The sequence below is a fragment of the Maribellus sediminis genome (genome assembly GCF_011799805.1).
In the GTDB taxonomy this organism is placed as follows: Bacteria; Bacteroidota; Bacteroidia; order Bacteroidales; family Prolixibacteraceae; genus Draconibacterium; species Draconibacterium sediminis_A.
In genome coordinates, this window is the sequence record NZ_WXUB01000001.1 from 495695 (window position 1) to 520841 (window position 25147).

Sequence of the window (25147 nt, forward strand, 5' to 3'; positions counted from 1 at the left end):
AATCATAAACGAAATCAGGGGCCAAAACAAAAATTGATTACTAATATTTTGAATTTTACAATAAGTACAGTTTAAAAGCAAATATACGCTGCCCAAAATAAGAACTGAAGAAGAACTATAACGATGAAGAAATTGCATTTTATAAATAAATGGACTGCCTTGCTGATATTGATAAGTCTGAGCCTTCCATTTGCCGGTTGTGGCGAGGAAGATAATCCGGCTGATGCATTTTCGGTCGACTTTTCATACACATTTATCGATGATAATAATGTTCGCTTCAGCAACACATCCGAAGGCGAATATCACATCATGAACTGGGATTTTGGAAACGGACGTACCGAATCAACTACCTCAAAAAGTAAAACCTACGACGTGTATTACCCCGAAGCCGGCGACTACGATGTTGAATTACTTGTTGTTGGTCTGCAGGGTGACAAAAAATCGGCGGCAAAAACTGTTAACATTTCCAAAACCGATTTTGCACTGAGTTTTACAGCAACAGTTAACACTTCCAATCCGAACACTGTCAACCTCGTTAATACTTCAGAAGGTACTTTTGGTGCGTTCAGCTGGTCGTTTCGAAATAAAGTAATCGAGAATGAAACGAATGCCGTAGCCTATTTCCCATACGCCGGAACATACGAAATTGAATTGCAGGTTGAAAAAGATGGCGAAACTTATTCTTCTGTTCAGTCGGTGAGTATCGCTGCAAACGATCCCGATTATTTCTCGAAACTGGAGCTGGTTTGGTCGGACGAATTTGACGGAACTGGAGTTAATACTGATAACTGGACTTTTGAAACCGGCTCGGGAGGTTGGGGCAACAACGAACTTCAGAATTATACCAGTGGTAACAACTCCGAAATTCAGGATGGTATTTTAACCATTACGGCTAAAAAGGTAAACGACGATCAGCTTGCCGGATCTTACACTTCGAGCCGGATGATCACAAGCGGCAAAAAAGAATTCACTTATGGCCGAATGGAAATTCGTGCCAAGCTTCCGTCGGGAAGAGGAATTTGGCCTGCAATCTGGATGTTGGGAGCCGACATCGGATCGACCGGTTGGCCGGCTTGCGGCGAAATCGATATCATGGAGTATGTGGGCTACCAGCCAAATACCGTCCATGCAACCGTTCACACATCGGCTGGTTATGGCGGTAATGGCAGCGGAAGCAGCAAATCTTTCGAAACCGCCGAAGAAGAATTTCATATTTACGGATTATTCTGGACCGAAAAGGAACTGGTTTTTTATACCGATTCCCCAGAAAATGTGACACACCGCTATGCCCCGGCCAGCAAAACCATTGAAAACTGGCCATTTGATAAACCACAGTTTTTTATTCTGAATGTAGCTGTTGGCGGCAATTGGGGAGGTGCCCAAGGAATTGATAATAGCATTTTCCCGCAATCTATGCAAGTGGACTACGTTCGCGTTTACCAGGAAAAATAAATTCAAAAAAATAAAAGAAATGAAAATCAGAATTTTATTATCGATCGTTGGACTTGGGTTTCTGGCTGCGTGCTCGGCTGGCTCCGGGAATAACCTGGATACACAGGAAGAAAAGATCCGGCAGATGATTAGTGAGATGACGTTGGAGGAGAAGATTGGTCAGATGCAACAGGTTAACGACGGATTTTTTGGAGATGATGAGGCAACAAAACAGGCCATTAGAGAAGGGAAAGTTGGATCGTTTCTGAATATGATTGAACCGGATCGTATAGCTGAATTTCAGAAGGTAGCCATCGAAGAGAGCAAACACGGAATTCCGCTTTTGTTTGGCCGTGATGTGATTCACGGATTCCGAACAATCTTTCCTATTCCATTAGGAATGGCTTCGTCGTGGGAGCCTGAACTGGCAGAAAAAGCCATGCGTATTGCAGCCATCGAAGCATCGTCGATGGGAATTAACTGGACTTTTGCCCCCATGATGGATGTAAGCTGGGACCCGCGTTGGGGACGCATTGCCGAAGGTTGTGGCGAAGATCCTTTGCTGACCTCCGAATTCGCAGTTGCCATGGTCAAAGGGTTTCAGGGCGACCTGAACGACCCTACTGCAGTGGCAGCCTGTGCCAAGCATTATGTGGGTTACGGCATGTCGGAAGCCGGCCGCGATTATAATACTACTTACATTCCCGAACCGCTGTTGCGAAATGTACATTTACGTCCGTTTAAAGCGGCGGCTGATGCGGGAGCTCTGACTTTCATGTCGGCTTTTAACGATTTGAATGGTGTGCCAACATCGGGTAACGAATTTACCCTTAAAACCATTTTGCGCGACGAGTGGGGCTACAAAGGAATGGTAGTCAGCGATTGGGGCTCGATTGAAGAAATGATTAACCACGGTTTTGCAGCCGATAAAAAACAAGCTGCCGGGATCGCAGTAAAAGCGGGAGTCGACATGGAAATGGCAACCACTTGTTATGCTGATAATCTGGCGCAACTAATCAAAGACGGTGCGATTTCGGAAGAACAGATAAACGATCGTGTTGCTAATATAATTCGGGTAAAAATGGAAATGGGATTATTTAAAAAACCGTATAATTCCTTTGTTTCTGCCGATACCATTCTGGCGCCCTCGCACCTCGAAATGTCACGGGAAGTGGCACGAAAAAGTATGGTTTTGCTGAAAAACAACAACTCAACTCTTCCACTCTCGAAGAACATCCGTTCATTGGCCGTGATTGGTCCTTTAGCCGATGCAGGCCGCGATCAGCTCGGAACCTGGATTTTTGATGGTAACGGCGATGATTCCACAACACCAAAACAAGCTTTTGGCGAAATCCTGGGATCGAGGATGAACTACGTAGACGGACTGGAATACAGCCGTGATAAATCGACCAAAGGTTTTGCCCAGGCCATTGCAGCCGCTAAAAATTCGGATGCCGTTCTGTTCTTTGCAGGCGAAGAATCCATTCTTTCGGGCGAAGCTAATGCTCGTGGTATAATCGATTTGCCGGGTATCCAAACCGAACTGATCGCCGAACTTAAAAAAACAGGTAAACCTTTGATTTTGGTTGTTATGGCAGGAAGACCACTTGGTATAGGTGCCGAAATGGATATGGCCGACGCGGTGCTTTATGCCTGGCATCCGGGAACAATGGCCGGACCTGCAGTGGCCGACCTTATTTTTGGTGACTTTTCGCCATCGGGAAAACTACCGGTAACCTTTGTTAAAGGAGCCGGCCAGATTCCGTTTTACTATTATCGTAAAAATACGGGGCGCCCGGCTACTGAAAACGACGTGGTTTATATCGACGACATTCCACGCGACTCGAAGCAGCTTTCGCTTGGTTTTAAATCCATGCACATCGATTACGGTGTAACGCCACTACTCCCGTTTGGTTTTGGCTTGAGTTACACCGAATTTAAGTACGAAAACCTGAAACTTTCTTCCGGAGAAATGTCGAAAGATGGATCAATTACGCTTTCAGCCGATATTAGAAACGTTGGTAATTTCGAAGCTGAGGAAATCGTACAACTTTACGTGCACGATAAAGTTGGAAGCATAACCCGACCGATAAAAGAATTAAAAGGTTTTAAAAAGATCAATCTGAAACCGGGAGATAAAACAACTGTGAATTTTGATCTGAATGCCAAAGATCTGCAGTTTTTTAATGGCGATGCTTACGTGATTGAACCTGGTGATTTCGAAGTTTGGATAGGGCCAAATTCGGATGAAGGTTTAAAAGGAACTTTTGTATTGAAATAAAACCAGATAGAGTAAAAATTGAAGAAGGTACTTTCAGCGATGAAAGTGCCTTTTTTGTTTTCAAATTCAGCAATCAAAGTCATCCTCTTATTTTTTTCTTTGTAATCAACCGATGTCTTTGTATTCAACAATTTTTTAACTTTTTGCAGAAAATTTTTAGCTAAAGCTACATTTGCTAAAATTCATATAACTTTGTCTCACGTCAAATATTCTTCAACAGGGTGTTTGATTATAAAGAAGAGTGGAGAGATCGGGCTCTGAGAAACTCTGGCAACCTTGTCAGCCGGCTGGCTGATTAAAAGGTGCCAATACCCGGCCGGAAACGGAATTATAATGAAAACACGATCGATGAAGCTACTGCACTACAAATTATTTTTTACAAGCTACATGCACGGGGCCAATATGTGTATGCGCCAGCGGTTTTAACCGCTTCAGTGAATACGGATTTTGTTCCAGAACTAAAGATTTTTCAACCTGAAGTTAGCAAGAGTGGTCGAAAATTTATTTTCGACTTTCATCTGACTGCTTCTAACTAAATAAATATGTCAACAGTAAAAACCTACGAAAAGATGAACCGCAAACTCAAATCGGGTAAGGCAGTGGTTCTAACCGCCGAAGAAGTGTCGGAAATGGCCAAAACGCTTTCGCCTGAAGAAATTGTTGAGAAAGTTGATGTGGTAACTACTGCCACTTTTGGTGCCATGTGCTCGTCGGGCGCCATTATAAATTTTGGTCATGCCAATCCGCCAATCCGCATGGAAAAGATTCGGTTGAACGGAGTTCCCTGCTACGAAGGACTGGCTGCCGTAGATTCTTACATCGGAGCAACTGCCTGCGATCCTGAACGTCCGGAATATGGCGGTGCTCATGTTATCCAGGATCTTCTGGAAGGAAAAGATGTTGAACTTGAAGCCTGGGCTAAAGGAACGGACTGTTACCCGCGGAAGCACATCAAAACGAAAATCAACATCAACACGATCAATGAATTTACGCTTTTCAATCCGCGGAATGCTTACCAGAATTACAATGTTGCAGTGAACACCACTTCGAACATAAAACATACCTACATGGGTACTTTGTTGCCCAACCTGCGTAATGCCACGTATTCCACTTCCGGTGAATTGAGTCCGCTGATAAACGATCCGGAATTCAAAACCATTGGTCTTGGAACGCGTATTTTCCTGGGTGGAACGCAGGGTTTTGTGGTTTGGCCGGGAACACAATTTCATACTACCAGGCCGAAAAACGAATTTGGAGTGCCTGTTACCAACGCGGCCACTATTGCTGTTATGGGTAATTTAAAAGAAATGTCGGCAGAATACCTGCAAGCCGCTTACTACGAAAAATACGGCGTGAGCTTGTTTGTGGGTATTGGAATTCCAATTCCGGTGCTGAATGCTGATATTGCCAAACGTGTATCGATCAACAATAGCCAGATTGAAACGTCGGTACTCGATTATGGTACGGTTGGTACGCCCAAACTGGGGCAGGTTACTTATGAAGAGCTGCAATCGGGATCAATAAAAGTGAAAGGGAAAAAGATAAGAACCGCACCGGTTTCCAGTTTGTCGAAAGCCCGAAAAATCGCCGATGAACTAAAAAAGTGGTTATTGGATGGTGCATTCGAAGTGAGCCAGCCTGTTCAAATGTTTCCGCAAAACACCTCGTTAAACGGATTAAAAGAAACGGAGGCCGACAATGATTAAAAAACGATACATCCTTAATTTTCCGCCCGATAGTGGCGACAAAGCATTTACTTATCACCTGGTAAAAGATTACGATATCCGCATCAATATTCTGAAAGCTGAAGTTTTTCCGGGGAAAAGCGGAAGCCTTTTGCTTGAATTGCAGGGGAAGAAAGAGAACATTGAAAAAGGGGTGGAGTACATTCAAAGTCACAAAATTGTTTGCGAATCACTCGATAAACGTATCCATTTTCAAAGCGAAAAATGTATCGATTGCGGCAATTGTACGGCAGTTTGTTTTGCCGGCGCACTTACGATGGATAAACAGTCGTGGAACCTCAACTTCAACAAAGAAAAATGTGTGGTTTGCGAACTTTGCATTCCTGCCTGTCCGTTAAAATTATTTAGAATCGATTTTCAATAATGAACCTGTTTGAAGAACGAACATATCGTACGCAGTTCAATACCGAACGCTTTCAAGGCTTCGAGGTGAAGCACCTTGAAACGGATCTTTGGATCGGTGTTGACCCGGTTTCCTTTGATGAGAAAATGAAAGAAGTGGCTTTGGAGAAAGTCAGAAGTCTGCGCGAAATTTTCGATAAATACATTGAAAAGGAGCCATTTTTCAGGAAGAGTTTAAAGCCTTTTCAACCCAGTGAAATTGCACCTGCAGAGGCGCTGGAGATGGCACTTGCAGCCGAAAAAGCAGGTATCGGCCCCATGTCGGCAGTTGCGGGTTTGTTTGCCCGTGAAGTGGGGGAGGAAATTCGTAAGAACTTTTCGGTAAAGGAACTGTTAATTGAAAACGGCGGCGACATCTACCTGATTTTACAGGATGAGTTGGTGTTGTCGGTTTTTGCGGGCGAATCGATTCTTTCGGAGCGGATCGGGCTGGTTATTCCGGCGGCTGAAGGTGCTTTTGGCATTTGTACTTCGGCCGGAACTGTAGGTCCATCGCTGAGTTATGGAAAAGCCGATGCTGTAGTGGTAGTTTGCGAAGATATATTGATGGCTGATGCGCTTGCAACCGCACTTGGCAACCTGGTAAAATCGCCCGATCATGTGCAGAAGGTGATCAACAAAGCCGACAACTATCCCGATATTCAGTCGCTGCTGATAATTTGCGAAGACAAGATTGGAATAAAAGGGGAGAACGAAATACGCATTTTGAAATAGAACAAATACCACTAAATATTAATAGGTTTATTAAGTCAAATCCCCCTTAGAAGGGGGCAGGGGGATGAGCGGAATCTTAAAACTTTATATGACTTCTGCGGAAACAAATAATGAATACAACAAAAATCTGAAAGAGAAAGCAAGAGCGCTCAGAACGAACTCAACACTTGCTGAGGTACTTCTATGGGATAAAGTATTAAGGAAAAAACAACTAAGAGGCTATCAATTTCTGCGTCAAAGACCGATAAAAAACTATATAGTTGATTTCTTTTGCAAAAAATTGATGTTGATAATTGAATTGGATGGTGAAATTCATCGATTTCAAAAAAGTAAAGACAATAAACGAGAAGCTGATTTAAGAAAATCAGGCTATATAATTGTTCGATTTAAAAACAGGGAAATTTTGGATAACTTGTACAATGTCCAAAAGACTTTGGAATATTTGATCGATAATTTAGAAAATGATTTAAACTAGAAAAATCACCCCTGTGGTCCTCTCAAGGGGACATTTGAAGAAAATTATTTACAGACAGATGACTACAAAAAAAGACATAAGAGAAGAACTCAAAACCCGGGTATTGGTAATGGACGGTGCAATGGGATCGTTGATTCAGGAATATAAACTGACCGAAGCCGATTATCATGGGGAGCGATTAAAAGATCACCCGAATGATCAGAAAGGGAACAACGACATATTGTCGATTACGCATCCCGAGATCATAAAGGAAATTCATACGAAATACCTGGAGGCAGGCGCCGATATTTTGCTGACCAATACCTTTAACGCCACGCGCATTTCTCAGGCCGATTATGGTACTGAAGCTTTGGTGTACGAAATGAACAAGGCATCGGCAGAGCTGGCTTCAAAAATTGCAAATGAATTTACGGCAAAGAATCCCGACAAGCCGCGCTATGTTGCAGGTTCTCTGGGACCAACAAATAAAACGTTATCCCTGTCGCCCGATGTTAACGATCCCGGTTACCGGGCAGTTACTTTCGACGATGTAAAATCAGCTTACCGCGAGCAGGTTGAAGGCCTTTTGGATGGTGGTGTGGACTTGTTGCTGATTGAAACCATTTTTGACACGCTGAACGGGAAAGCCGCTATTTTCGCCATTGAAGATGCACTGGAAGCTCGCGGGATCAATCTCCCGCTGATGGTTTCTGGTACGATTACTGATGCCAGTGGACGTACGCTTTCAGGACAAACACTTGAAGCCTTTTTGAATTCGGTTTCGCATGTCGATTTGTTGAGTATTGGTTTGAACTGTTCACTTGGTGCCAGCGATCTGCGCCCTTATGTTAAGGAACTTTCAAAGAAAGCGCCGTTCCACATCAGTGCGCACCCAAATGCCGGGCTGCCGAACCAGTTTGGGGCTTACGATGAAACGCCTGAAATTATGGCCGGCTACATCAAAGATTACCTCGATAATAATTTTGTGAACATCATTGGTGGATGTTGCGGCACCACCCCTGATCATATTCATGCTTTTGCGGAATTGGCTGCAAAAGCAGAACCACATCATTTGGCGCCGTCGACAAATAACACCAAACTCAGCGGACTGGAACCGGTAACCATTACCGAGAACACCAACTTTGTAAATATTGGAGAACGCTGTAATGTTGCCGGATCGAAGAAATTTGCGCGCCTGATCAGTGAAGGGAAGTACGAAGAAGCGCTTTCGATTGCACGATCGCAGGTTGAAAACGGGGCACAGGTAATCGATGTAAACATGGATGATGCCATGTTGGACGCCGAAAAAGAAATGGTGACTTTCCTGAACCTGATCATGTCGGAACCGGATATTGCCAAACTTCCTATTATGATCGATTCATCGAAATGGAAGGTGATCGAGGCCGGGCTGAAGTGTTTGCAGGGGAAAGCCATTGTAAACTCCATCAGCCTGAAAGAAGGCGAAGAAGTATTCGTTCAGCAGGCTAAAACAATAAAACGATACGGTGCGGCCGTAATTGTGATGGCTTTCGATGAAAAAGGACAGGCCGATAATACCGAACGCCGTAAGGAAATTTGTACACGCGCTTATAAAATACTTACCGAAAAAGTACATTTCCCGCCACAGGATATCATTTTCGACCCGAACGTACTCACCATCGGTACAGGGATTGAAGAGCACAACAATTACGCAGTGTCGTTTATTGAATCGGTAAAATGGATCAAGGAGAACTTGCCATTTGCCAAGGTGAGCGCCGGTGTAAGTAACGTTTCGTTTTCGTTTCGTGGAAACAATGTGGTGCGCGAAGCCATGCATTCGGTGTTTCTGTTTTACGCCATAAAGGCCGGGCTCGATATGGGAATTGTGAATCCGGGCATGTTGCAGATTTACGACGAGATTCCAAAAGATCTGCTTGAAAAGATTGAGGATATAGTACTGAACCGCCGGCCGGATGCGACAGAACGTTTACTGGAATTTGCTGAAACACTCAAGGATCCGGGTAAAAGGGAAGAGAAGAAAGACGAATGGCGCGAATTACCGCTGGAAAAAAGAATCGAACATTCGCTGGTGAAAGGACTGCCCGAATATGTTGACGAAGACATGGCGGAAGCGCTTCAGAAATATTCGCCTACGCTGGATATTATTGAAGGGCCGTTGATGGACGGAATGAACGTGGTTGGCGATCTGTTTGGCTCTGGTAAAATGTTTCTTCCGCAGGTAATCAAATCGGCGCGGGTAATGAAAAAGGCCGTCGCCATTTTGTTGCCGTACATCGAGGCGGATAAGGCGAAATATAAAAATTCAACAGCGCAGAAAAAAGTGTTGATGGCCACCGTGAAAGGCGATGTACACGATATTGGTAAAAACATTGTTGGTGTGGTACTGGGCTGTAACAACTACGAGATCATTGATCTTGGCGTGATGGTGCCCACCGAAAAAATACTGGATGAAGCCGTCAAAAATAATGTAGATGTGATTGGTTTGAGCGGATTGATCACACCGTCATTGGAAATGATGGTAGACATTGCTAAAGAAATGGAACGCCGCAAAATGGATATTCCTGTTTTGATTGGTGGAGCAACCACTTCAAAAATTCATACGGCGGTTAAAATCGAACCGGAATATTCAAATCCGGTGGTGCATGTAAAGGATGCTTCTCTGGCGGTGAATGTGGTTTCGAACCTGATTGCCAAAAATCAGAAATACATTGATGCGGTAAAAGCCGATTACGTAAATATTCGCCAGTTTCAGGGACAGCGAAAGGCAAAAGAATACCTCAGTTTGGAGGAAGCCCGAGCGAATCGTTATGTTTCCGACTGGGATAAAACACCGATCTACAAGCCTAATTTTATTGGGGTAAAACACCTGATCGATTTCCCGTTGGAAGAACTGCGAAATTATATCGACTGGACTTTCTTCTTCATCACCTGGGGACTGAAAGGCCATTATCCGGCCATTTTTGCTGATGCAGAACAAGGCGAGGAAGCCAAAAAACTGTATCAGGAAGCGAATGAGTTTCTGGATGAGATCATCGAAAAGAACATGTTGCAGGCCAATGCAGCATTTGGTATCTGGCCGGCAAATGCCGACATGGACGATGTAGTATTGTATTCCGACGAACAACGCTCGGAAGAAATTGGCAGGTTTTACAACTTGCGTCAGCAGGAAAAGAAAAAAGGCAACAGCCCGAACCTGAACTTGTCGGACTTTGTGGCTCCAATCGAGTCGGGTAAAATTGATTACTGTGGAGGTTTTGCCACTACTGCCGGAATTGGCATTGAAAAGTGGAAAGATGAATACCGCAAAGATCACAACGATTATAAAGCCATTATGCTTGAGGCGCTTGCCGACCGTTTGAGTGAGGCATTTGCCGAGTTGCTGCACCTCGAAGTTCGTAAAAACTACTGGGGTTATGCACCCGACGAAAACCTGTCGATGGATGATATCCTGAAAGTAAAATACCAGGGAATTCGTCCGGCGCTTGGTTACCCGGCCTGTCCTGAACATTCTGAGAAAAGCAATCTTTTTAAGCTGATCAGGGCCGAAGAAGTTGGAATAAAGCTGACCGAGCATTTTGCGATGTATCCGAATGCATCGGTTTCGGGCGAGTATTTTGTGCATCCGGAGTCGCGGTATTTCAGCCTCGAAAAAGTAGGGAAAGACCAGGTTGAGGATTACGCACGCAGAAAAGGCGAAAGTGTTGAGTTTATCGAAAAATTTCTGCCAACAAATCTGAATTATAAGTAGAGCGTTTGAGAGTGGAATCCGGAAGCGGACCACCCTGAAAATAGATAGTCGAATGTTAGCATTTCAATGTAAATGCTAACATTCGTTGTTTTAGAAATCGTCTTAGCTCGAGTTCTTTAAAAAGCGATAGCAAAGAAATTCAGATTTTATTCCCATTTTAGCGATAAACTAACCAGAGCATGAAAGAAAGCAAGATCCGTGTTTATCCTTATCGCTGGACGATCCTACTACTTTATTTCCTGATCACTGTAATTATTGAAATTCAATGGCTGACTTTTGCATCCATTTCAACGGTTGCCCAGGAATTTTACGGCACGTCGGCACTCCGCATCGATTTTCTGTCGATAATTTTTATGATCGTTTTTATTGTAATGAGCATTCCCGCATCGTACGTTCTGGATACCTGGGGCTTGAAAAAAGGTTTGATGATTGGCGCGGTTCTCACCGGTATTTTTGGCGTTGTAAAATCGATCGGAGCCAACAATCTGCTGGTAGTTACCCTGGCACAAACAGGACTTGCCGTTGCACAGCCTTTTATTCTGAATGCGGTGACAAAGGTAGGAGCAAAATGGTTTCCGGTACAGGAACGAGCTACGGTAGCAGGATTGGGCTCGCTGGCACAATACGTCGGGATAATTATTGCACTCGCCGTAACTCCTTTGTTAATATCAGAAGCTAGTGAAGCTGGTTTCGGAATCAGCAGAATGCTTTGGATTTATGGAATCGCGTCGGTTTTGGGAGCCATTTTAGTGCTTTTGTTTATGAAGGAAGAACCGCCAACGCCACCTTCCGATGAAGAATTTACGGCAAGAATAAGCCCGATCGCGGGAATCAAAGATATTTTCAGCAAACGCGACATGAAGTTTTTACTGCTACTCTTTTTTATCGGACTTGGAATTTTTAATGCGGTAAGTACCTGTATCGACCAGATTTGCAAAGACCTTACCGTGGAAGAAACCGGCCTGGTTGGCGGTGTGATGCTGATTGGTGGTGTTTTGGGAGCCTTGATTCTACCTGCTTTGTCGGATAAGATGAGAAAGAGAAAACCCTTCATTGTACTGTGCATGATCCTGATGCTGCCGGGATTGATTGGATTAACCTTATTTTCAGCCTTTGTGCCGATGATGATCTCTGCCTTTATTTTTGGCTTTTTTATCATGAGTGCCGGACCAATCGGATTTCAATACGGAGCCGAGAAAAGCTACCCGGCCCCGGAGTCAACTTCGCAGGGCATAATTTTGCTGATGGGGCAGGTGTCGGGCATCCTGTTTGTTTTTGGCCTGAACAAAACCGGCGTGTTTGTCGCCATGCTTTCCTTTGTACTTCTAACGGTTTTCAATGTTTTTGTAAGCACCCGGTTAAGGGAATCGATTAGTAAATTTTTGTAGTTTCGATTAAACAGTATCTCTTAAAAAACGACGAAATTTGCAGAATTAGTCCATTTTTCCTGCTGGAAGCCCTCATTTTTGTATTGACACAAAAACGAAGCACGAGGAAGGCATTTCCGAGCTCAAGGCTGCTTTTTATCTTCACCTCTCATCTTCCTTTTAACTAAGTTCGGACGGGTGATTTCCTTCCCGAGTACTCGGGAGAACTTCCCGTTCTCACTAAGCTAAAACTTTGATTCAAGGATCGATAAAAGGAGGCCAGCTTTCGTCTGAAGTTTTCCAAACAAAAGTTAATGTTTGCAGCCCGTTCCTTCCGCCTACAGGAAAATGCGTTAAGAAATCAAAATCATGGAGCGTTAAAAAAGAAAAGCTGTTTGACACTGACCGAGGGAAACGAGAGTCAGGGGAGTTCTTTTCTTTTAGCGGAATGAGTTTGATTTTAGCAATTTTCATGTCAGCGGCGGCATTTTTGCTGACTTTTTTTGCTGAAGAAAAAAGTCAGTCGCAGCGAAGCGAGAAAACCTTACCGTTATAATTTGGGAATAGTTATTTCTACAACAATTTTACACCTATCCATTAAATCGTCGGTTAAATAAAAATAATTTTCGATTCTTAGCCGTCCGTGAAATCAGACTGACAGGTATGATTTATTAACTTTGTACAAAGAATACATTTCAATGAAAGTTATAGACAGCATAAATGCAGCAAAAAGCACCGTTTTTTCATTCGAGCTGCTTCCACCTTTAAAAGGTAACGATGTTTCAAAATTGTACCGGACCATCGAAAGTCTGACCGAGTTCGATCCAAAATACATCAACATCACCACGCATCGCGATGAGGAGGAGTTTAAGGAACTGGAAGATGGAAGCATTGTAAAACGGACAGTCAGGAAACGTCCGGGAACAGTAGCCATTGCTGCTGCCATTCAACATAAATACGGCATTCCGGTAGTTCCACATATTTTGTGCGGAGGTTTTACAAAAAGTGAAACCGAACACGTGCTTATCGATCTGAATTTCCTTGGAATAAACAACGTTCTGGCGCTTCGCGGTGATGGCATTAAAGGCCAGCATGTTTTCAAGCCTACTGAAAACGGAAATGCCAATGCCAACGAGTTGGTTGAACAGATCGTTAACCTTGGAAAAGGCAAGTACCTGCAGGGAGATCTGAAAAACAGCGCTGCTCTTGATTTTTGCATTGGTGTTGCCGGTTATCCCGAGAAGCATTTTGAAGCTCCGAATATGGAAACCGACATGGCTTACCTGAAACAAAAAGTTGATGCCGGTGCCGATTACATCGTTACTCAGATGTTTTTCGATAATAAGGTTTATTACAACTTTGTCGACAAATGCCGGGCTGCCGGAATTACTGTTCCGATTATTCCGGGAATCAAACCGATCAACCTTAAAAACCAGTTGACGGTGCTGCCAAAGATTTTCAATATCGATCTTCCGCAGGAACTGTCGAACGAACTGGCAAAGTGTAAAAACAACGATGACGCACGAAAAGTGGGGACAGAATGGGCGATTTATCAGTCGAAAGATTTAGTGACAAATAAAGTACCTTCGCTGCATGTTTATACTTACGGTGTTTCGGATAACGTACGCGAAATTGTAAAAGCAGTTTTCTAAACAGAGAAGATATTTGAAGTAAAAAAGAGCGGTGAAAATTCAATTTTCACCGCTCTTTTTATAGTTGCTAACTTCGAAAGATTATTAACCTTCAACATTAATTTCAAGTTCTTCCTGCTTATTCAATTTGTCGTTATCACTCTGATTATTCAATTTAATTGAATAAATCATCGATTCAACCTGACGCAACAAATTACGTTTGTCTTTGCTAGGTGCATAAACAAATCCGAAAGCGTTAATAACGCGCTGATTTGCTACGTCAAGCTCCGAAAGGGCAACATATGGTCCGCCCATGAAATCGTTCTCTACGCGCCACAAACCACGCATTTCGGTAGCATAATTCCCGTTATGGCGTTTTACATTAAATACCTGGTCGAGTCTTTTTTCGGTCGACATATAACTTCCGTCTGTCGGGCCTTCAACCTGTGCTTTTAAAATACTGTCGCGGATGGGCAACTGGTAATTAACAGTGAAAGCACTATCGGAACGAAAGGGATAAGTATAAATTACAATGCCCTGAAAAATATCGGGAGTATCGTATTGTATCCACAGAAAATCCTTGGCTTTTTTTACGATTCTGAAACCCGGAGGTACTTTCATGGTGAACCCGAAATCCTTGTCAAGTGTGTTGAAAACGGCCTTTTCGTATATCCGGTTGTAATTAAGTGTGTTGCGTTCCTTTTCGGCTGACAGAAAATACGAAAGTATCTTTTCTTTATTATCATTAAACAGCTCTACAAATTTCTCAGGTGTTTTGGCGGATATCTGGACTGTTGCCTGCGGAAAAGCCCAAACATCGTCGGTATACGACACGCCTTCTTTATCAACATTGGGCGAAATGCTTGTTTGTATGATGTTGCGGGTGGTCTTGAAAATTTGTTTGAATCCGTTGTGTGGCACGTCAATCAGGTCGAAAAGCGGTTCTTCCTGTGGCAACATTGCCTGTGGTTGAGCCAGGTATTCGCGGAGAACATTTCCGGGAGCACCCTCCCACGAGTCTTTTGAAATAACCACCACCAGTTCGCCGGCGTTTCCGGTAATATTTTTGCGCATGGGAGTGCTTTCACTTCCTCCGCACGACAGCAGAAATGCGGTTAAAACAATAAAAGAAAACAGCTGATAGATTTTGAATTTCATGTGTTTATAATTTTAAGTTTTTAGGTAACACATGTAATTCGCATGAGAATATAAATTCATTATAAGGTATAAATATTTATTCTCATACTCATTTCATAGTGTTGAGCTTTAAAATAGTTTTGTAGCTAAACTTACAAAAACCTTACCACTTTTAGTGTGTAATACTATTTTACCGGCTGGCTTTGAAAAAGTTACCGTGTGTCGGTAACAAAAAATCCCGTTCATAATGAACGGGATTGGTAATATCTATTTCGATATTAATTACTTTTCAATTTTATCAGGATCGGCTTTTTTATCATCATCGTCCTCTTTCGTGGCATTCTTGAATTCTTTCATTCCCTTGCCTAATCCTTTCATCAACTCCGGAATTTTACGGCCACCAAACAGAAGCAATACTATAATCAGAATGATAATGATCTCCTGCGGTCCAATGAATCCTGCTATTATAAATAAGTTCATCATACTTTGTTAATTGGTTCGACAACAAAAATAGAAATATTTTGCTAAAATGTTCCGTTAATCATTTTTATTATATCATTTGCATTGGCGTAAAGAACAAGCCCCAGCAAAAGTATCATTCCGGCAATTTGTGCATACTCCAGAAACTTCTCTCCCGGCTTGCGTCCGGTAATGATCTCGCCCATCAGGAACATAACGTGTCCACCGTCGAGTGCAGGAATTGGCAGCAGGTTCATAATGGCCAGAATTATTGAAATAAAGGCAGTCATGGTCCAGAAATGAGCCCAATCCCAGGTAGGTGCAAAAATGCTTCCAATGGTCGCAAAACCTCCCAGCGATTCATAAGCCTTCGTTTCTTTTTTGAAGAACAGCTTAAATTGCTTCAGGTAGTTTTCTGTGGTTTGAATACCACGATTAATACCCGCCGGAATCGATTCAAGGAAGCCGTATTTTATAGTTTTGAATTCGAATACATTCGGATTGTTAAACGCCGGATTAAAACCTAGCTTTCCTTCTTCGTTAACTGTAACCGTTTTGGTCATTGGCTGACCATTGCGGGTGATATTTATTTCAATTTGCGAACCGGCTTTTGATTCCAGGTAATTGGTGAACTGGTCGTAAAACCTGAATGACTTACCGTCGATATTCCCCAAAACATCGCCAACTTGAAGACCTGCTTTTTGTGCCGGGAAATCTTTGGCCATTTTACCAATATTGATGTCGTAAGGAATACGTTCTTCCCAAATACCTTTACTTTTCAATAACAATGCGAGGTCTTCGCCCGTGATTGGCACATCAATTTTTTGTCCGTCGCGCTCTACCTGAACGGTTTTGGCTCCATCCAATACAACGGTGGGGATGATCTTGTCAAAATTTTCAATGTGCTGATTATCTACCGTTAGAATTTTATCGCCGGTTTTAAAGCCGATTTTTTCACCGGTTTCGTTTACAACCACACCATATTTTACATTATCGGTTGGCAGGTACTGTTCGCCCCATGCATACAATACGCCAATATAAATAACCATTGCAAACAGAAAATTCATCAGTACACCGCCCACCATAATTAGCAGACGCTGCCATGCCGGTTTCGAACGAAATTCCCAGGGTTTTGGAGGCTGTTTCATGGCTTCCTTGTCCATCGATTCGTCGATCATTCCCGAAATTTTCACATAGCCACCAAGTGGTACCCAGCCAATTCCGTATTCAGTATCGCCTTTTTTAACTTTGAAAAGCGAAAACCACGGATCGAAAAACAGGTAAAATTTCTCAACGCGGGTTTTAAATAAACGGGCAAACATAAAGTGTCCCGCTTCGTGCAATACCACCAATATGGATAAGCTTAAAAGTAACTGTGTGGTTTTTATTAGTATCGATTCCATTAAATAACGTTTCTCCTAAATTTTGTCTTCTGTTAACAACTCTGTTACCCTTCTTGTTTCAATGTTGGTTTGAATTAAATCGTCAAGTCCCGGATTTTTTACAAAAGCAACAGTATTCATAGCCTTTTCAATGATCTCCGGTATTTGCAAAAACTTAATTCGCTGAGCTAAAAAAGCTTCAACAACTACTTCGTTGGCCGCATTCAGGATGCAGGGCATATTTCCACCCATTTCCATGGCTTCAAAAGCAAGTGCAAGGTTACGAAAAATTTTTGTATTGGGCGTCTCAAATTCCAGGGTCGGGTAATCCAGGAAGTTAAAGCGCGGAAACTTATTGGCAATCCGTTTAGGAAATCCCATGGCATACTGAATCGGGAGTTTCATATCGGGCAATCCCATTTGTGCTTTCATCGATCCGTCTTCAAACTGAACAATGGAATGGATGATGGACTGCGGATGAACGATAACATCGATTTTTTCGGCCGGCAAGCCAAACAACCAGTGCGCTTCTATTACCTCAAAACCTTTGTTCATCAGCGTGGCGGAATCGATGGTAATTTTGGCACCCATATCCCAGTTGGGGTGGGCCAGTGCGTGTTCAACGCTCACATCCTTTAGCTCGTCGAAAGTTTTTCCACGGAACGGACCACCCGAACATGTGAGGTAAATTTTCTCGATCGGATTCATGAATTCACCCACCAGGCATTGGAAAATTGCCGAATGTTCTGAATCAACGGGCAGCAAATCGACCTGTTTTTCGCGGGCCTTTTTTGTGATGATCTCACCGGCAACAACCAGTGTTTCCTTGTTGGCCAGGGCAATGTTTTTACCCGCATTCACCGCGTTGTAGGTTGGGATTAATCCCGAGTAGCCCACCATGGCAGTCAACACCAGGTCGATGGTATCCATATCCACTACCTGTGCAATGGCCTCATCGCCGGCGTACACTTTTATATCCTCGTCGGCCAAGGCGCCTGCTAAATAAGGGTACTTATCTTTATTGGCAATTACCACCACGTTTGGTTGGTATTTAATTGCCTGTTGAATAAGCAAATCAACATTATTATTTGCCGTCAGTACTTCAACTTCAAAATCATCCGGATTTTGGTCGATCACTTCTAGCGACTGTGTTCCGATTGAACCGGTGGATCCCAGGATTGCAATCCTTTTCTTCATCTTTTAAATTTTGTTCTGAATGTTTTGAGAATGCTAAAAATCGATAAACTTTTCCGGATCAAGCGCTGTCCCGTCGTGCCAGAGTTCGAAATGCAAATGTGCGCCACTCGACAATTCGCCGGTGTTTCCAATGATGGCAATAGCCTCGCCGGCCTTTACTTTTTCACCGGTTTTTTTAAGAAGTTCGGCATTGTGTTTATAAACCGAAACCAGGTCAGATTCGTGCTGAATATAAATGACGTACCCGGTGTTTAGCGTCCATCCCGAGAAAATTACCGTGCCATCGAGTACTGCTGATATTCTGGCATTTGCTTCACTTACGAGGTCAATTCCATAATGGTCGGGTTCTGCTTTAAAATGTTCGGTAACAACGCCCCTCACCGGAATAAAAAAATGCATCTGGTTCAAACTCGTTGCATTGCTGTTATCGTTTTTTAGCGATAAACTAAGCTGTTCGGCCAGCAATTCATCCTGGAAAACGGAATCGTGGTTGTATTCCTGAAATTCGATATTAGTAGTAGGAGCCTCGGCCTGCATGGTTTGTTCATCTTCAGGCACTTCTCCGGCCATTATCGACTGAATGCCCTTGAAAAACTGATCGCGCTTTTGGAGTTCCATTTCCAGCGAATCGACTATGAGTGCATTTCGAACCAGCATTTGGCGGTATTCGGCTTTCGGATAACCCGGAATGTATTCGCGTAATCCGGTTGTTGCAATCAAAAGAATAACAAGAACAACTATAATTGCAGACAACAGACTGGTAACGGTGAACACTTTCAATCGCGAGAGTTTCATGCTCCATACCGATTGAAAGGTAGTGTCGTTATAAATGATCAGCCTGTACTGGTTTTTTAATTTCGAATAAAACTTTTTCTTTTCTTCCACCCTGAAATATTTATGCCTGCAAATTTAGAAAGAAATGGAAAAATGCACTGATTATTAGCTTTTTTTAATATTTGAAGCTGCCTCTTTCCGCGAGGCAAATCTGTTTCGTGCTTATTTGGCTTGGAAAACAAACAATTATCATTTCTGATATTTATTTTTATGCAGTTATTGTGCCCTGAAAACAATACAATAAAAACACGCATAAAACAGAGTATTTAAAATGAAACTACTGCTCATTAGTAACTCAACAATGCCGGGTGAGCCCTATCTGGATTACCCAAAACATGAAATCAAAAAATTTCTGGGTGAAGAATCACTGACTGCAGTTTTTATCCCTTATGCCGCAGTGACATTTTCGTTTGATGAATACACGCAGAAAGTAGAAGAGCGATTTGCCGAATTAGGTCATCATGTGGTGGGCATTCATACTTTTGCCGATCCAATAAAAGCTATTGAACAGGCTGAAGCAATTGTAGTGGGTGGTGGAAATACCTGGCAACTGGTGCGTATGCTGCACGAAAGAAAACTGGTGTATGCGATTCGGGAGAAAGCACATTACGGGACGCCTTATATTGGATGGAGCGCCGGTTCGAATGTAGCTTGTCCGACACTGCGAACTACTAACGACATGCCAATCATCGATCCGCTGGGCTTCGACTGTGCAGGCCTGATTCCGTTCCAGATTAACCCGCACTACCTCGATGCCAATCCTGAAGGACACGGTGGTGAAACACGAGAGCAGCGAATAGCAGAGTTTCTCGAAATAAATCCGAACACGTATGTTGCAGGTTTACGCGAAGGAACCATGTTTAAAGTTGAAGATGGCTCAATTGAACTGATTGGAGAACGCACATGCCGGATCTTCAAAAAAGGACAGGAACCTGTAGAACTTGCGGCAGGCGACGATTTTAATTTCTTATTGAAATAACTACTTCTTATACCAATTTCATAAATCCCGATTCCACCTATTTGTAGCTTTTAGGATCAAGGGCTGTTGGCGACCAGTTTTTGTAAAAACGTAAAACTCTGTCACGGTCGTATCCTTTGTCTTTTTCGAGAAAAGCAGAATTCTGGGTGTGGATCCGATTGCCCTTTCCATCCAGGATAACAAATACCGGGAATCCGAAACGTTGCGGGTATACTAAATCAGAAAGTACTTCTTCGTTTTTGTTTTTAGGATCGTAATTCACTTTAACTACTACGAAGTTGTTTTGTACAAACTCACTGATTTCGGCATCGTTTTCAACAAACTGGTGAAATTTGATACACCACGAACACCAGTTTCCGCCAATTTGCAGAAAAACATGTTTGCCCGATTCAGCTGCTTCTTTTACTGCGGCTTTTATGTCTGCTTTTGCATTTGCTTCGGGATTGTAAATTTTGATGTCCTGAGCTTGCAACAAGCCGGCACAGGTCAGTAAGATTAAAGTGAATAAAATATTTTTCATAAAAAATTTATAATAGATGTTTCTTCTGGTTAGTTAAAACTTACTTTAAGATTAGTTCTTTTGGGCCTAATCCCAGATAGATTTCAGCTTGTAAACATCAAGTTTAAGAATTTCCAGTTCACCTCCGTTGGTGAACAGTTCCATTTCTTCGGCTTTCGCGTCTGGCGTGAAGCAGTTTGAAACAACAGCCTGTCCGTCGTTGGCATATATTTCGATCGAAGTGCGGTCGATAAGAATCTCAAGCTTTATTTTATTGTCGATGGGCAGCAGCGGAACGGTAGATCCCAACACGGTAAGGACACCACGTTTCACATTGTAAAGAATTTCAGTTCCCGGATTCTTTATGCTGTGGCGTACCATAAAACCAAAGTTGTCGCAAGTTTTAAGGTCGAATTCTCCGCTAAGGAATATGCAATCGCCCGACACATTCTTCACTTTATTCTGCTTGATTCCCGGGATGATGTTTTTATTCTCCCACGACTGGTGTTTGTCGTACAATAATTCAATTTCTGAAATCGGACGACGAATCAACTTGTATCCGGATGGAAGTTTTGTTACCGTTAATTCCGATGGGAAGGTCATTTGTCCGTTGAAAGACATTTCGGGGTAGTTTCCGCCACGCATCCATGCAATCTGAATAATACGTCCGTCTTCTTTTGGAATATTGCTCCAGGTTTGTGTGGCATAATAATTTTTGCCCCAGTCGCTTTTTATTTTTCCTGAAGTTGGTTTGAAACTTTCGCCGTCGAAATCTCCAAGCAGGTAACTGCCATCGCCGTCAAACATCGCCCACACTTTTTCGTTGGGGCGGTTGCTAACCGTAAATTCAACCAGGTCGGGGCATTCATAAAAACCCGGCATGTGGCTTTTCCATTCCCAATCAACCAGGTTGCCGGAAGTGTATATTGAAACTCCTTTTGAATTATCGTTTGCGTTAAGTTTTCGGTACAGCACCATAACCCATTTTTGTGTAGGCTCGTGCCAAAACACTTTCGGGTCTCTGGCATCGTCAGTAGCATCATACGGAATAATCGGATTTGCTTCATACTTTTCCCAGGTTCTGCCTTTGTCGTTACTATAGGCAATTCGCTGTCCACAATGCTGGCTGGTATAAAAGGCTACCAAAGTTTTGTTGTCGCCGCTTTGTTTGCCTAAAAGGTTATGCTCGTCAACAATCGCCGAACCTGAAAAGGCTGTACATCGTTCCTTATCAGTCGAATTTTCATCCGGGAAAATAGCTATTGGCATATGTTCCCAATGTACCAGGTCTTTACTTACTGCATGGCCCCAGTGCATGTAGCCCCACTCTTTTCCATTCGGATTGTGCTGATAGAAAAGATGGTATTCGCCATCGTAATAAACCAGTCCGTTCGGGTCGTTCATCCAGTTCACCAAGGGCGTAAAATGATACTGTGGACGGTAAATTTCATCCTCTTTATTGGCCTCCGACTTATCAACACCGTTGGTAAGACTCATTAGCACAGCGAGTAAAACTGTTGATAAAATATTCATAAACGAACAGTTGAAATGTTTTTTGGATGGCTAAACATAAGAAAAAAATTTGCACAATTTAAAATTATTCCTACATTTACTCCCACAAACCCATAAATGTAAAACCGTTCTTTGATTGACGCTATCGAATTTCAAGTAATTTAAATTCACTTTGAGCTGTACTGATGTTGATCGGTATGCTTAGAATTTTTGTTCAAAACGATCAGGATTAAACCCAATAAACTGATTCGTCCCGGAAAAAATTTCATCGACGCGAAATTTTTTCTGATTGATCTTTGGGGCTTTTATGCCCTGATTTTCAGCAATAAAAATTCTGGAGTTAATCAAAGAATAGGAAACTTTGTGATGTGAAAATTGAGTTGGATAAAAGATAACACAAACCATAGATTACAGAGTTGCTTTCCGAAAGGAATTAAGTTCTTTTTTTTATTGAAGTATTGGAGATTAGCTTGATGAGTGTTACAAACCCACTGTTTTAAAATTACAAACCCGTTAAAACAGGTACACCGTTAAGACGATTTCCGAACCATGTTGGAAAACCTTTGCGCTATTGGTACCCGGCATGGCAAATTACAAACCCTAATTTAAATTGTAATGAGACGCTTTTTAATCATTGCCCTGGTGCTTGTTGACGCTTTGAGTACCATGGGCCAAAAGCATGAATTGGAAAGGATTTCCGCAGGAACCGCTCCGATTAACATCGCTTCTGAAGAGAGTAGAAAATCATTTATTGAACCCCTGGAGCTTAATCTGAAATCGGGCACAGTCCTGAAATCTGATTTCCAGGTTGAATTTGTAGATTTCCCCGAAAGTGCCAAATCAGCATTTTTGTACGCCATTTCCATCTACGAAAACCTGCTTGCATCGGACGTGCCGATCGTTGTGCAGGCTAAGTGGCAAAAACTGGGAACAAACGTACTGGCTCACAGTTCTCCAACAGCTTTCTATAAGAATTTTGACGGAGCCCGTGTTGCTAACGTTTATTATCCGGTTGCCCTGGTAGAAAAACTTTCAGGAAAAGAAATTAACGGATCCGAGCCGGACATCGTATGTACCTTTAATTCAAACATGGACTGGTACCTCGGAACAAACGGAAACGGACCCGACAAACAGTACGATTTTGTTACTGTTGCACTGCACGAACTGGTTCATGGTCTTGGTTTCTCAGGATTTTTCGACAGCGAAAATGGAGTTGGGAATCTTAAAAACGATCAACACCTGCCAAGTATTTACGACTGGTACGTTTACCAGAACAATCTTCAGGTTTGCGACCACGATCATTTCGACATGCCATCAGCAGCACTTGGCAATGCACTGCAGTCAGGTTCATTAAACCTAAAAAGCAACGATGGCAGCGATATCGAAAAAGTATATGCTCCAAAATCATGGAACGACGGATCAAGCATCTACCACTACAACGAAAGTGGTTTCGATAAAGGCGATGCCAACGCGTTGATGAGTCCATATATTTTTAAAGGTGAAGCCATCCATTATCCAGGCGAGAAAACATTGAAAGTATTGGCCGACCTTGGCTGGAAATCAATGACTGTTGATGGGCTTATCATTAAGGACTTTGAAGAAGCGGTTGCTACACTTCCTGTTTCGGTTGAAGTAAGCAGCGAATTAAAAGTAGACAGCTCATCTGTTAAATTCACGTACTCAACCAACAGATTTACAACTTCAGAATCAATCAATTTAAAATATAACAAGGTTACCAGGAAGTTCGAAGGCGAAGTTCCGCTTTCGTCGGCAAAAGGTAACATTCAGTATTATTATTCGGCCAGCACCAGCTCGCATGTTCAGTTTACCTGTCCGGATAATGCTCCAAACAAAATGTATTCTTTCAGGATTGGTGCGGATTATTACCCACCGACTCTCAAACATAATCCACATAAATTGCTGACCACAGCTAATCCGGTGCTCGACATGAAAGCCATTGCAACCGACAATGTGGGAATCGAATCGGTTAGTATTATTTACCGCATCAACGGCGTTGATCAGGATCCAGTGAATCTGAAACTTCAGGGTTCGGATACTTATGCCGGTCAACTGGAACTTCCTGGTAATTTAACCGAAGCCGATATTATTGAATACCGTGTTCTGGCAAAAGACGACACCCAGCGTGGTAACAAAAGATATTTGCCGACCTCGGGATATTACACTGTTGATGTATTCGAAAATGCGAAGCCGGTTAGAGGTTACGTCAATAATTTTGATGAATACACCGAAGATTTTGAAATTTCGGATTTCGAGATAACCCGTCCATTAGGTTTTTCTTCGGGTAATCTTCATACCATGAATCCATATCCTGAATCGTCTGTTGATAATGAAAAATACAACCTGATCGCGCAGTTGAAATACCCGGTTATTATTGAAGAAAACGGCGAAATGAGTTTTGATGAGGTTGTGCTTGTTGAACCGGGTGAAGCAGGTACCAGATACACTGAAGATCTTTTCTGGGATTTTGTAATTGTTGAAGGTAGTAAAGACAATGGTAAAAGCTGGTTGCCGGTAACCGAAGGTTACGATTCTGGTGCCGATGCCTTGTGGAACTCTCATTTTACCAATACACTGAAAAGTTCGGTTTCTGAAGCCAGTGGTGCTGAAAGCATGTTCCTGCGCCAGAGCATCAACCTTACAGCTGATACTCCTTTTGAAGAAGGCGACACCGTATTGTTCCGTTTCCGTTTAGCTTCTGATCAGCAGGTAACAGGCTGGGGATGGGCTATCGATAACCTGGAAATACAGAAAAGTATTGCAACTGATGCTGAAGAAATCTTAGCCGAAAACAATGTATCCGTTTATCCAAATCCATTCCAAAACAGTATCTATGTTGACGGAATCGATGCAGACGGATCGGACCTTGAAGTAAGAGTAACCGACCTGTACGGAAAAACTGTTTTCCGCGAAACACGTTACGCTTCGTATGAGCAACGCATTAAAATCGACTTGCCAAATGTTGCCCCTGGTATCTATCTGGCAAGTATCTCAGATAATCAATCCCTCATTATTAATCAAAAAATCATAAAAAATTAGAATCATGAATAGTTTAATGATTATTGCCTTTGTTATGGCACTGTTAGGCTTCGTTACCTCGTTAGTGACATTGTACAAAATGGTAAACACGAAAAAAGCGCAAAGGTTACCAAATTAGATGATTGGTATTACAACCTTAAATTAGGGAGATGCCGGAATTTATTCCGGCATTTTTTATTTAATTATCACTGGAAAAGAAGCTGAAAAATCTATTTTTATACCCGTTATCCGAACTTTTGATTCTTTTAAGGGTTAGGGTATTTGCATTTTTAGATATAATCAAAAGAGCACGCCGTACTGTTAATATTGAGAAAAGCA

At 42.6% G+C, this 25147-nt stretch carries 19 protein-coding genes and 1 riboswitch; of the genes, 12 read left to right on the top strand and 7 right to left on the bottom strand.

The features are described from left to right. The first annotated feature begins 123 nt into the window (after nucleotides 1-123). The 10 genes from HFD85_RS01820 to metF all read left to right on the top strand — a co-directional run bounded on the left by HFD85_RS01820 (nucleotide 124) and on the right by metF (nucleotide 13794). Entirely contained in the window at nucleotides 124-1452 is a 1329-nt protein-coding gene (locus HFD85_RS01820; protein WP_206081833.1) for a family 16 glycosylhydrolase, read from the top strand. 19 nt (nucleotides 1453-1471) lie between these two features. Then, nucleotides 1472-3712 (top strand): glycoside hydrolase family 3 N-terminal domain-containing protein, encoded by a 2241-nt coding sequence (locus HFD85_RS01825; RefSeq protein ID WP_167604904.1) that lies wholly within the window; start codon nucleotides 1472-1474, stop codon nucleotides 3710-3712. 226 nt (nucleotides 3713-3938) lie between these two features. Beyond that, a riboswitch (SAM riboswitch) is annotated at nucleotides 3939-4049 on the top strand. Between the two features lie 205 nt (nucleotides 4050-4254). Continuing rightward, the gene (locus tag HFD85_RS01830) at nucleotides 4255-5418 is read left to right on the top strand and encodes a homocysteine biosynthesis protein (protein ID WP_167604905.1); all 1164 of its coding nucleotides are present in this window, start codon (nucleotides 4255-4257) and stop codon (nucleotides 5416-5418) included. Beyond that, nucleotides 5411-5821: an NIL domain-containing protein gene (locus HFD85_RS01835; RefSeq protein WP_167604906.1), complete on the top strand. Its 411-nt coding sequence runs from the start codon at nucleotides 5411-5413 to the stop codon at nucleotides 5819-5821. The genes HFD85_RS01830 and HFD85_RS01835 overlap by 8 nt, the downstream gene beginning before the upstream one ends. Next, nucleotides 5821-6573 (top strand): UPF0280 family protein, encoded by a 753-nt coding sequence (locus tag HFD85_RS01840; protein WP_167604907.1) that lies wholly within the window; start codon nucleotides 5821-5823, stop codon nucleotides 6571-6573. The genes HFD85_RS01835 and HFD85_RS01840 overlap by 1 nt, the downstream gene beginning before the upstream one ends. Nucleotides 6574-6637: 64 nt before the next feature. After that, complete coding sequence (locus HFD85_RS01845; protein WP_206081834.1) at nucleotides 6638-7048, top strand: endonuclease domain-containing protein; 411 nt, start codon at nucleotides 6638-6640, stop codon at nucleotides 7046-7048. A gap of 58 nt (nucleotides 7049-7106) precedes the next feature. Then, nucleotides 7107-10775 (top strand): methionine synthase, encoded by a 3669-nt coding sequence (gene metH / locus HFD85_RS01850; protein WP_167604908.1) that lies wholly within the window; start codon nucleotides 7107-7109, stop codon nucleotides 10773-10775. A 179-nt stretch (nucleotides 10776-10954) separates the two neighbouring features. Beyond that, nucleotides 10955-12163: an MFS transporter gene (locus tag HFD85_RS01855; protein ID WP_167604909.1), complete on the top strand. Its 1209-nt coding sequence runs from the start codon at nucleotides 10955-10957 to the stop codon at nucleotides 12161-12163. A gap of 232 nt (nucleotides 12164-12395) precedes the next feature. Continuing rightward, nucleotides 12396-12698 carry a hypothetical protein gene (locus HFD85_RS01860; protein ID WP_167604910.1) on the top strand — a complete coding sequence of 101 codons (303 nt, stop codon included), beginning with the start codon at nucleotides 12396-12398 and terminating at the stop codon, nucleotides 12696-12698. A 142-nt stretch (nucleotides 12699-12840) separates the two neighbouring features. Next, on the top strand, nucleotides 12841-13794 hold the full coding sequence (gene metF / locus HFD85_RS01865; RefSeq protein ID WP_167604911.1) for a methylenetetrahydrofolate reductase [NAD(P)H]: 954 nt from the start codon (nucleotides 12841-12843) through the stop codon (nucleotides 13792-13794). Between the two features lie 84 nt (nucleotides 13795-13878). Here the strand turns inward: metF and HFD85_RS01870 are convergent, their stop codons facing one another. The 5 genes from HFD85_RS01870 to HFD85_RS01890 form a co-directional block, all read right to left on the bottom strand. Further along, complete coding sequence (locus HFD85_RS01870) at nucleotides 13879-14931, bottom strand: DUF4837 family protein (protein WP_167604912.1); 1053 nt, start codon at nucleotides 14929-14931, stop codon at nucleotides 13879-13881. A 261-nt stretch (nucleotides 14932-15192) separates the two neighbouring features. Further along, nucleotides 15193-15393 carry a twin-arginine translocase TatA/TatE family subunit gene (tatA, locus tag HFD85_RS01875; RefSeq protein ID WP_167604913.1) on the bottom strand — a complete coding sequence of 67 codons (201 nt, stop codon included), beginning with the start codon at nucleotides 15391-15393 and terminating at the stop codon, nucleotides 15193-15195. Nucleotides 15394-15434: 41 nt separating this feature from the next. Beyond that, nucleotides 15435-16772, bottom strand: coding sequence for an RIP metalloprotease RseP (gene rseP, locus HFD85_RS01880; RefSeq protein WP_167604914.1), 1338 nt, complete (start codon nucleotides 16770-16772; stop codon nucleotides 15435-15437). Nucleotides 16773-16787: 15 nt separating this feature from the next. Beyond that, on the bottom strand, nucleotides 16788-17948 hold the full coding sequence (locus tag HFD85_RS01885) for a 1-deoxy-D-xylulose-5-phosphate reductoisomerase (RefSeq protein WP_167604915.1): 1161 nt from the start codon (nucleotides 17946-17948) through the stop codon (nucleotides 16788-16790). Between the two features lie 33 nt (nucleotides 17949-17981). Continuing rightward, a complete protein-coding gene (locus HFD85_RS01890) occupies nucleotides 17982-18833 on the bottom strand; it encodes a M23 family metallopeptidase (protein WP_206081835.1) in 852 nt (283 codons plus the stop codon). Between the two features lie 220 nt (nucleotides 18834-19053). Here HFD85_RS01890 and pepE point away from each other — a divergent pair, with 220 nt between their 5' ends. Then, entirely contained in the window at nucleotides 19054-19761 is a 708-nt protein-coding gene (pepE, locus tag HFD85_RS01895) for a dipeptidase PepE (RefSeq protein ID WP_167604916.1), read from the top strand. Nucleotides 19762-19798: 37 nt separating this feature from the next. Here the strand turns inward: pepE and HFD85_RS01900 are convergent, their stop codons facing one another. After that, nucleotides 19799-20281 (bottom strand): thioredoxin family protein, encoded by a 483-nt coding sequence (locus HFD85_RS01900; protein ID WP_167604917.1) that lies wholly within the window; start codon nucleotides 20279-20281, stop codon nucleotides 19799-19801. A 66-nt stretch (nucleotides 20282-20347) separates the two neighbouring features. Next, nucleotides 20348-21793 carry a glycoside hydrolase family 32 protein gene (locus tag HFD85_RS01905; RefSeq protein ID WP_167604918.1) on the bottom strand — a complete coding sequence of 482 codons (1446 nt, stop codon included), beginning with the start codon at nucleotides 21791-21793 and terminating at the stop codon, nucleotides 20348-20350. 594 nt (nucleotides 21794-22387) lie between these two features. Here HFD85_RS01905 and HFD85_RS01910 point away from each other — a divergent pair. Beyond that, complete coding sequence (locus HFD85_RS01910; protein ID WP_167604919.1) at nucleotides 22388-24829, top strand: T9SS type A sorting domain-containing protein; 2442 nt, start codon at nucleotides 22388-22390, stop codon at nucleotides 24827-24829. Nucleotides 24830-25147 lie beyond the last annotated feature (318 nt).

What these genes read in the sequence shown, in the direction of transcription:
- metF (WP_167604911.1), top strand. Translation starts at nt 12,841, where the DNA reads ATGAAAGTTATAGACAGCATAAATGCAGCAAAAAGCACCGTTTTTTCA.
- HFD85_RS01820 (WP_206081833.1), top strand. Translation starts at nt 124, where the DNA reads ATGAAGAAATTGCATTTTATAAATAAATGGACTGCCTTGCTGATATTG.
- tatA (WP_167604913.1), bottom strand. Translation starts at nt 15,393, where the DNA reads ATGATGAACTTATTTATAATAGCAGGATTCATTGGACCGCAGGAGATC.
- HFD85_RS01905 (WP_167604918.1), bottom strand. Translation starts at nt 21,793, where the DNA reads ATGAATATTTTATCAACAGTTTTACTCGCTGTGCTAATGAGTCTTACC.
- HFD85_RS01845 (WP_206081834.1), top strand. Translation starts at nt 6,638, where the DNA reads ATGAGCGGAATCTTAAAACTTTATATGACTTCTGCGGAAACAAATAAT.
- rseP (WP_167604914.1), bottom strand. Translation starts at nt 16,772, where the DNA reads ATGGAATCGATACTAATAAAAACCACACAGTTACTTTTAAGCTTATCC.
- HFD85_RS01825 (WP_167604904.1), top strand. Translation starts at nt 1,472, where the DNA reads ATGAAAATCAGAATTTTATTATCGATCGTTGGACTTGGGTTTCTGGCT.
- HFD85_RS01855 (WP_167604909.1), top strand. Translation starts at nt 10,955, where the DNA reads ATGAAAGAAAGCAAGATCCGTGTTTATCCTTATCGCTGGACGATCCTA.
- pepE (WP_167604916.1), top strand. Translation starts at nt 19,054, where the DNA reads ATGAAACTACTGCTCATTAGTAACTCAACAATGCCGGGTGAGCCCTAT.
- HFD85_RS01870 (WP_167604912.1), bottom strand. Translation starts at nt 14,931, where the DNA reads ATGAAATTCAAAATCTATCAGCTGTTTTCTTTTATTGTTTTAACCGCA.
- HFD85_RS01910 (WP_167604919.1), top strand. Translation starts at nt 22,388, where the DNA reads ATGAGACGCTTTTTAATCATTGCCCTGGTGCTTGTTGACGCTTTGAGT.
- metH (WP_167604908.1), top strand. Translation starts at nt 7,107, where the DNA reads ATGACTACAAAAAAAGACATAAGAGAAGAACTCAAAACCCGGGTATTG.
- HFD85_RS01900 (WP_167604917.1), bottom strand. Translation starts at nt 20,281, where the DNA reads ATGAAAAATATTTTATTCACTTTAATCTTACTGACCTGTGCCGGCTTG.
- HFD85_RS01840 (WP_167604907.1), top strand. Translation starts at nt 5,821, where the DNA reads ATGAACCTGTTTGAAGAACGAACATATCGTACGCAGTTCAATACCGAA.
- HFD85_RS01835 (WP_167604906.1), top strand. Translation starts at nt 5,411, where the DNA reads ATGATTAAAAAACGATACATCCTTAATTTTCCGCCCGATAGTGGCGAC.
- HFD85_RS01830 (WP_167604905.1), top strand. Translation starts at nt 4,255, where the DNA reads ATGTCAACAGTAAAAACCTACGAAAAGATGAACCGCAAACTCAAATCG.
- HFD85_RS01885 (WP_167604915.1), bottom strand. Translation starts at nt 17,948, where the DNA reads ATGAAGAAAAGGATTGCAATCCTGGGATCCACCGGTTCAATCGGAACA.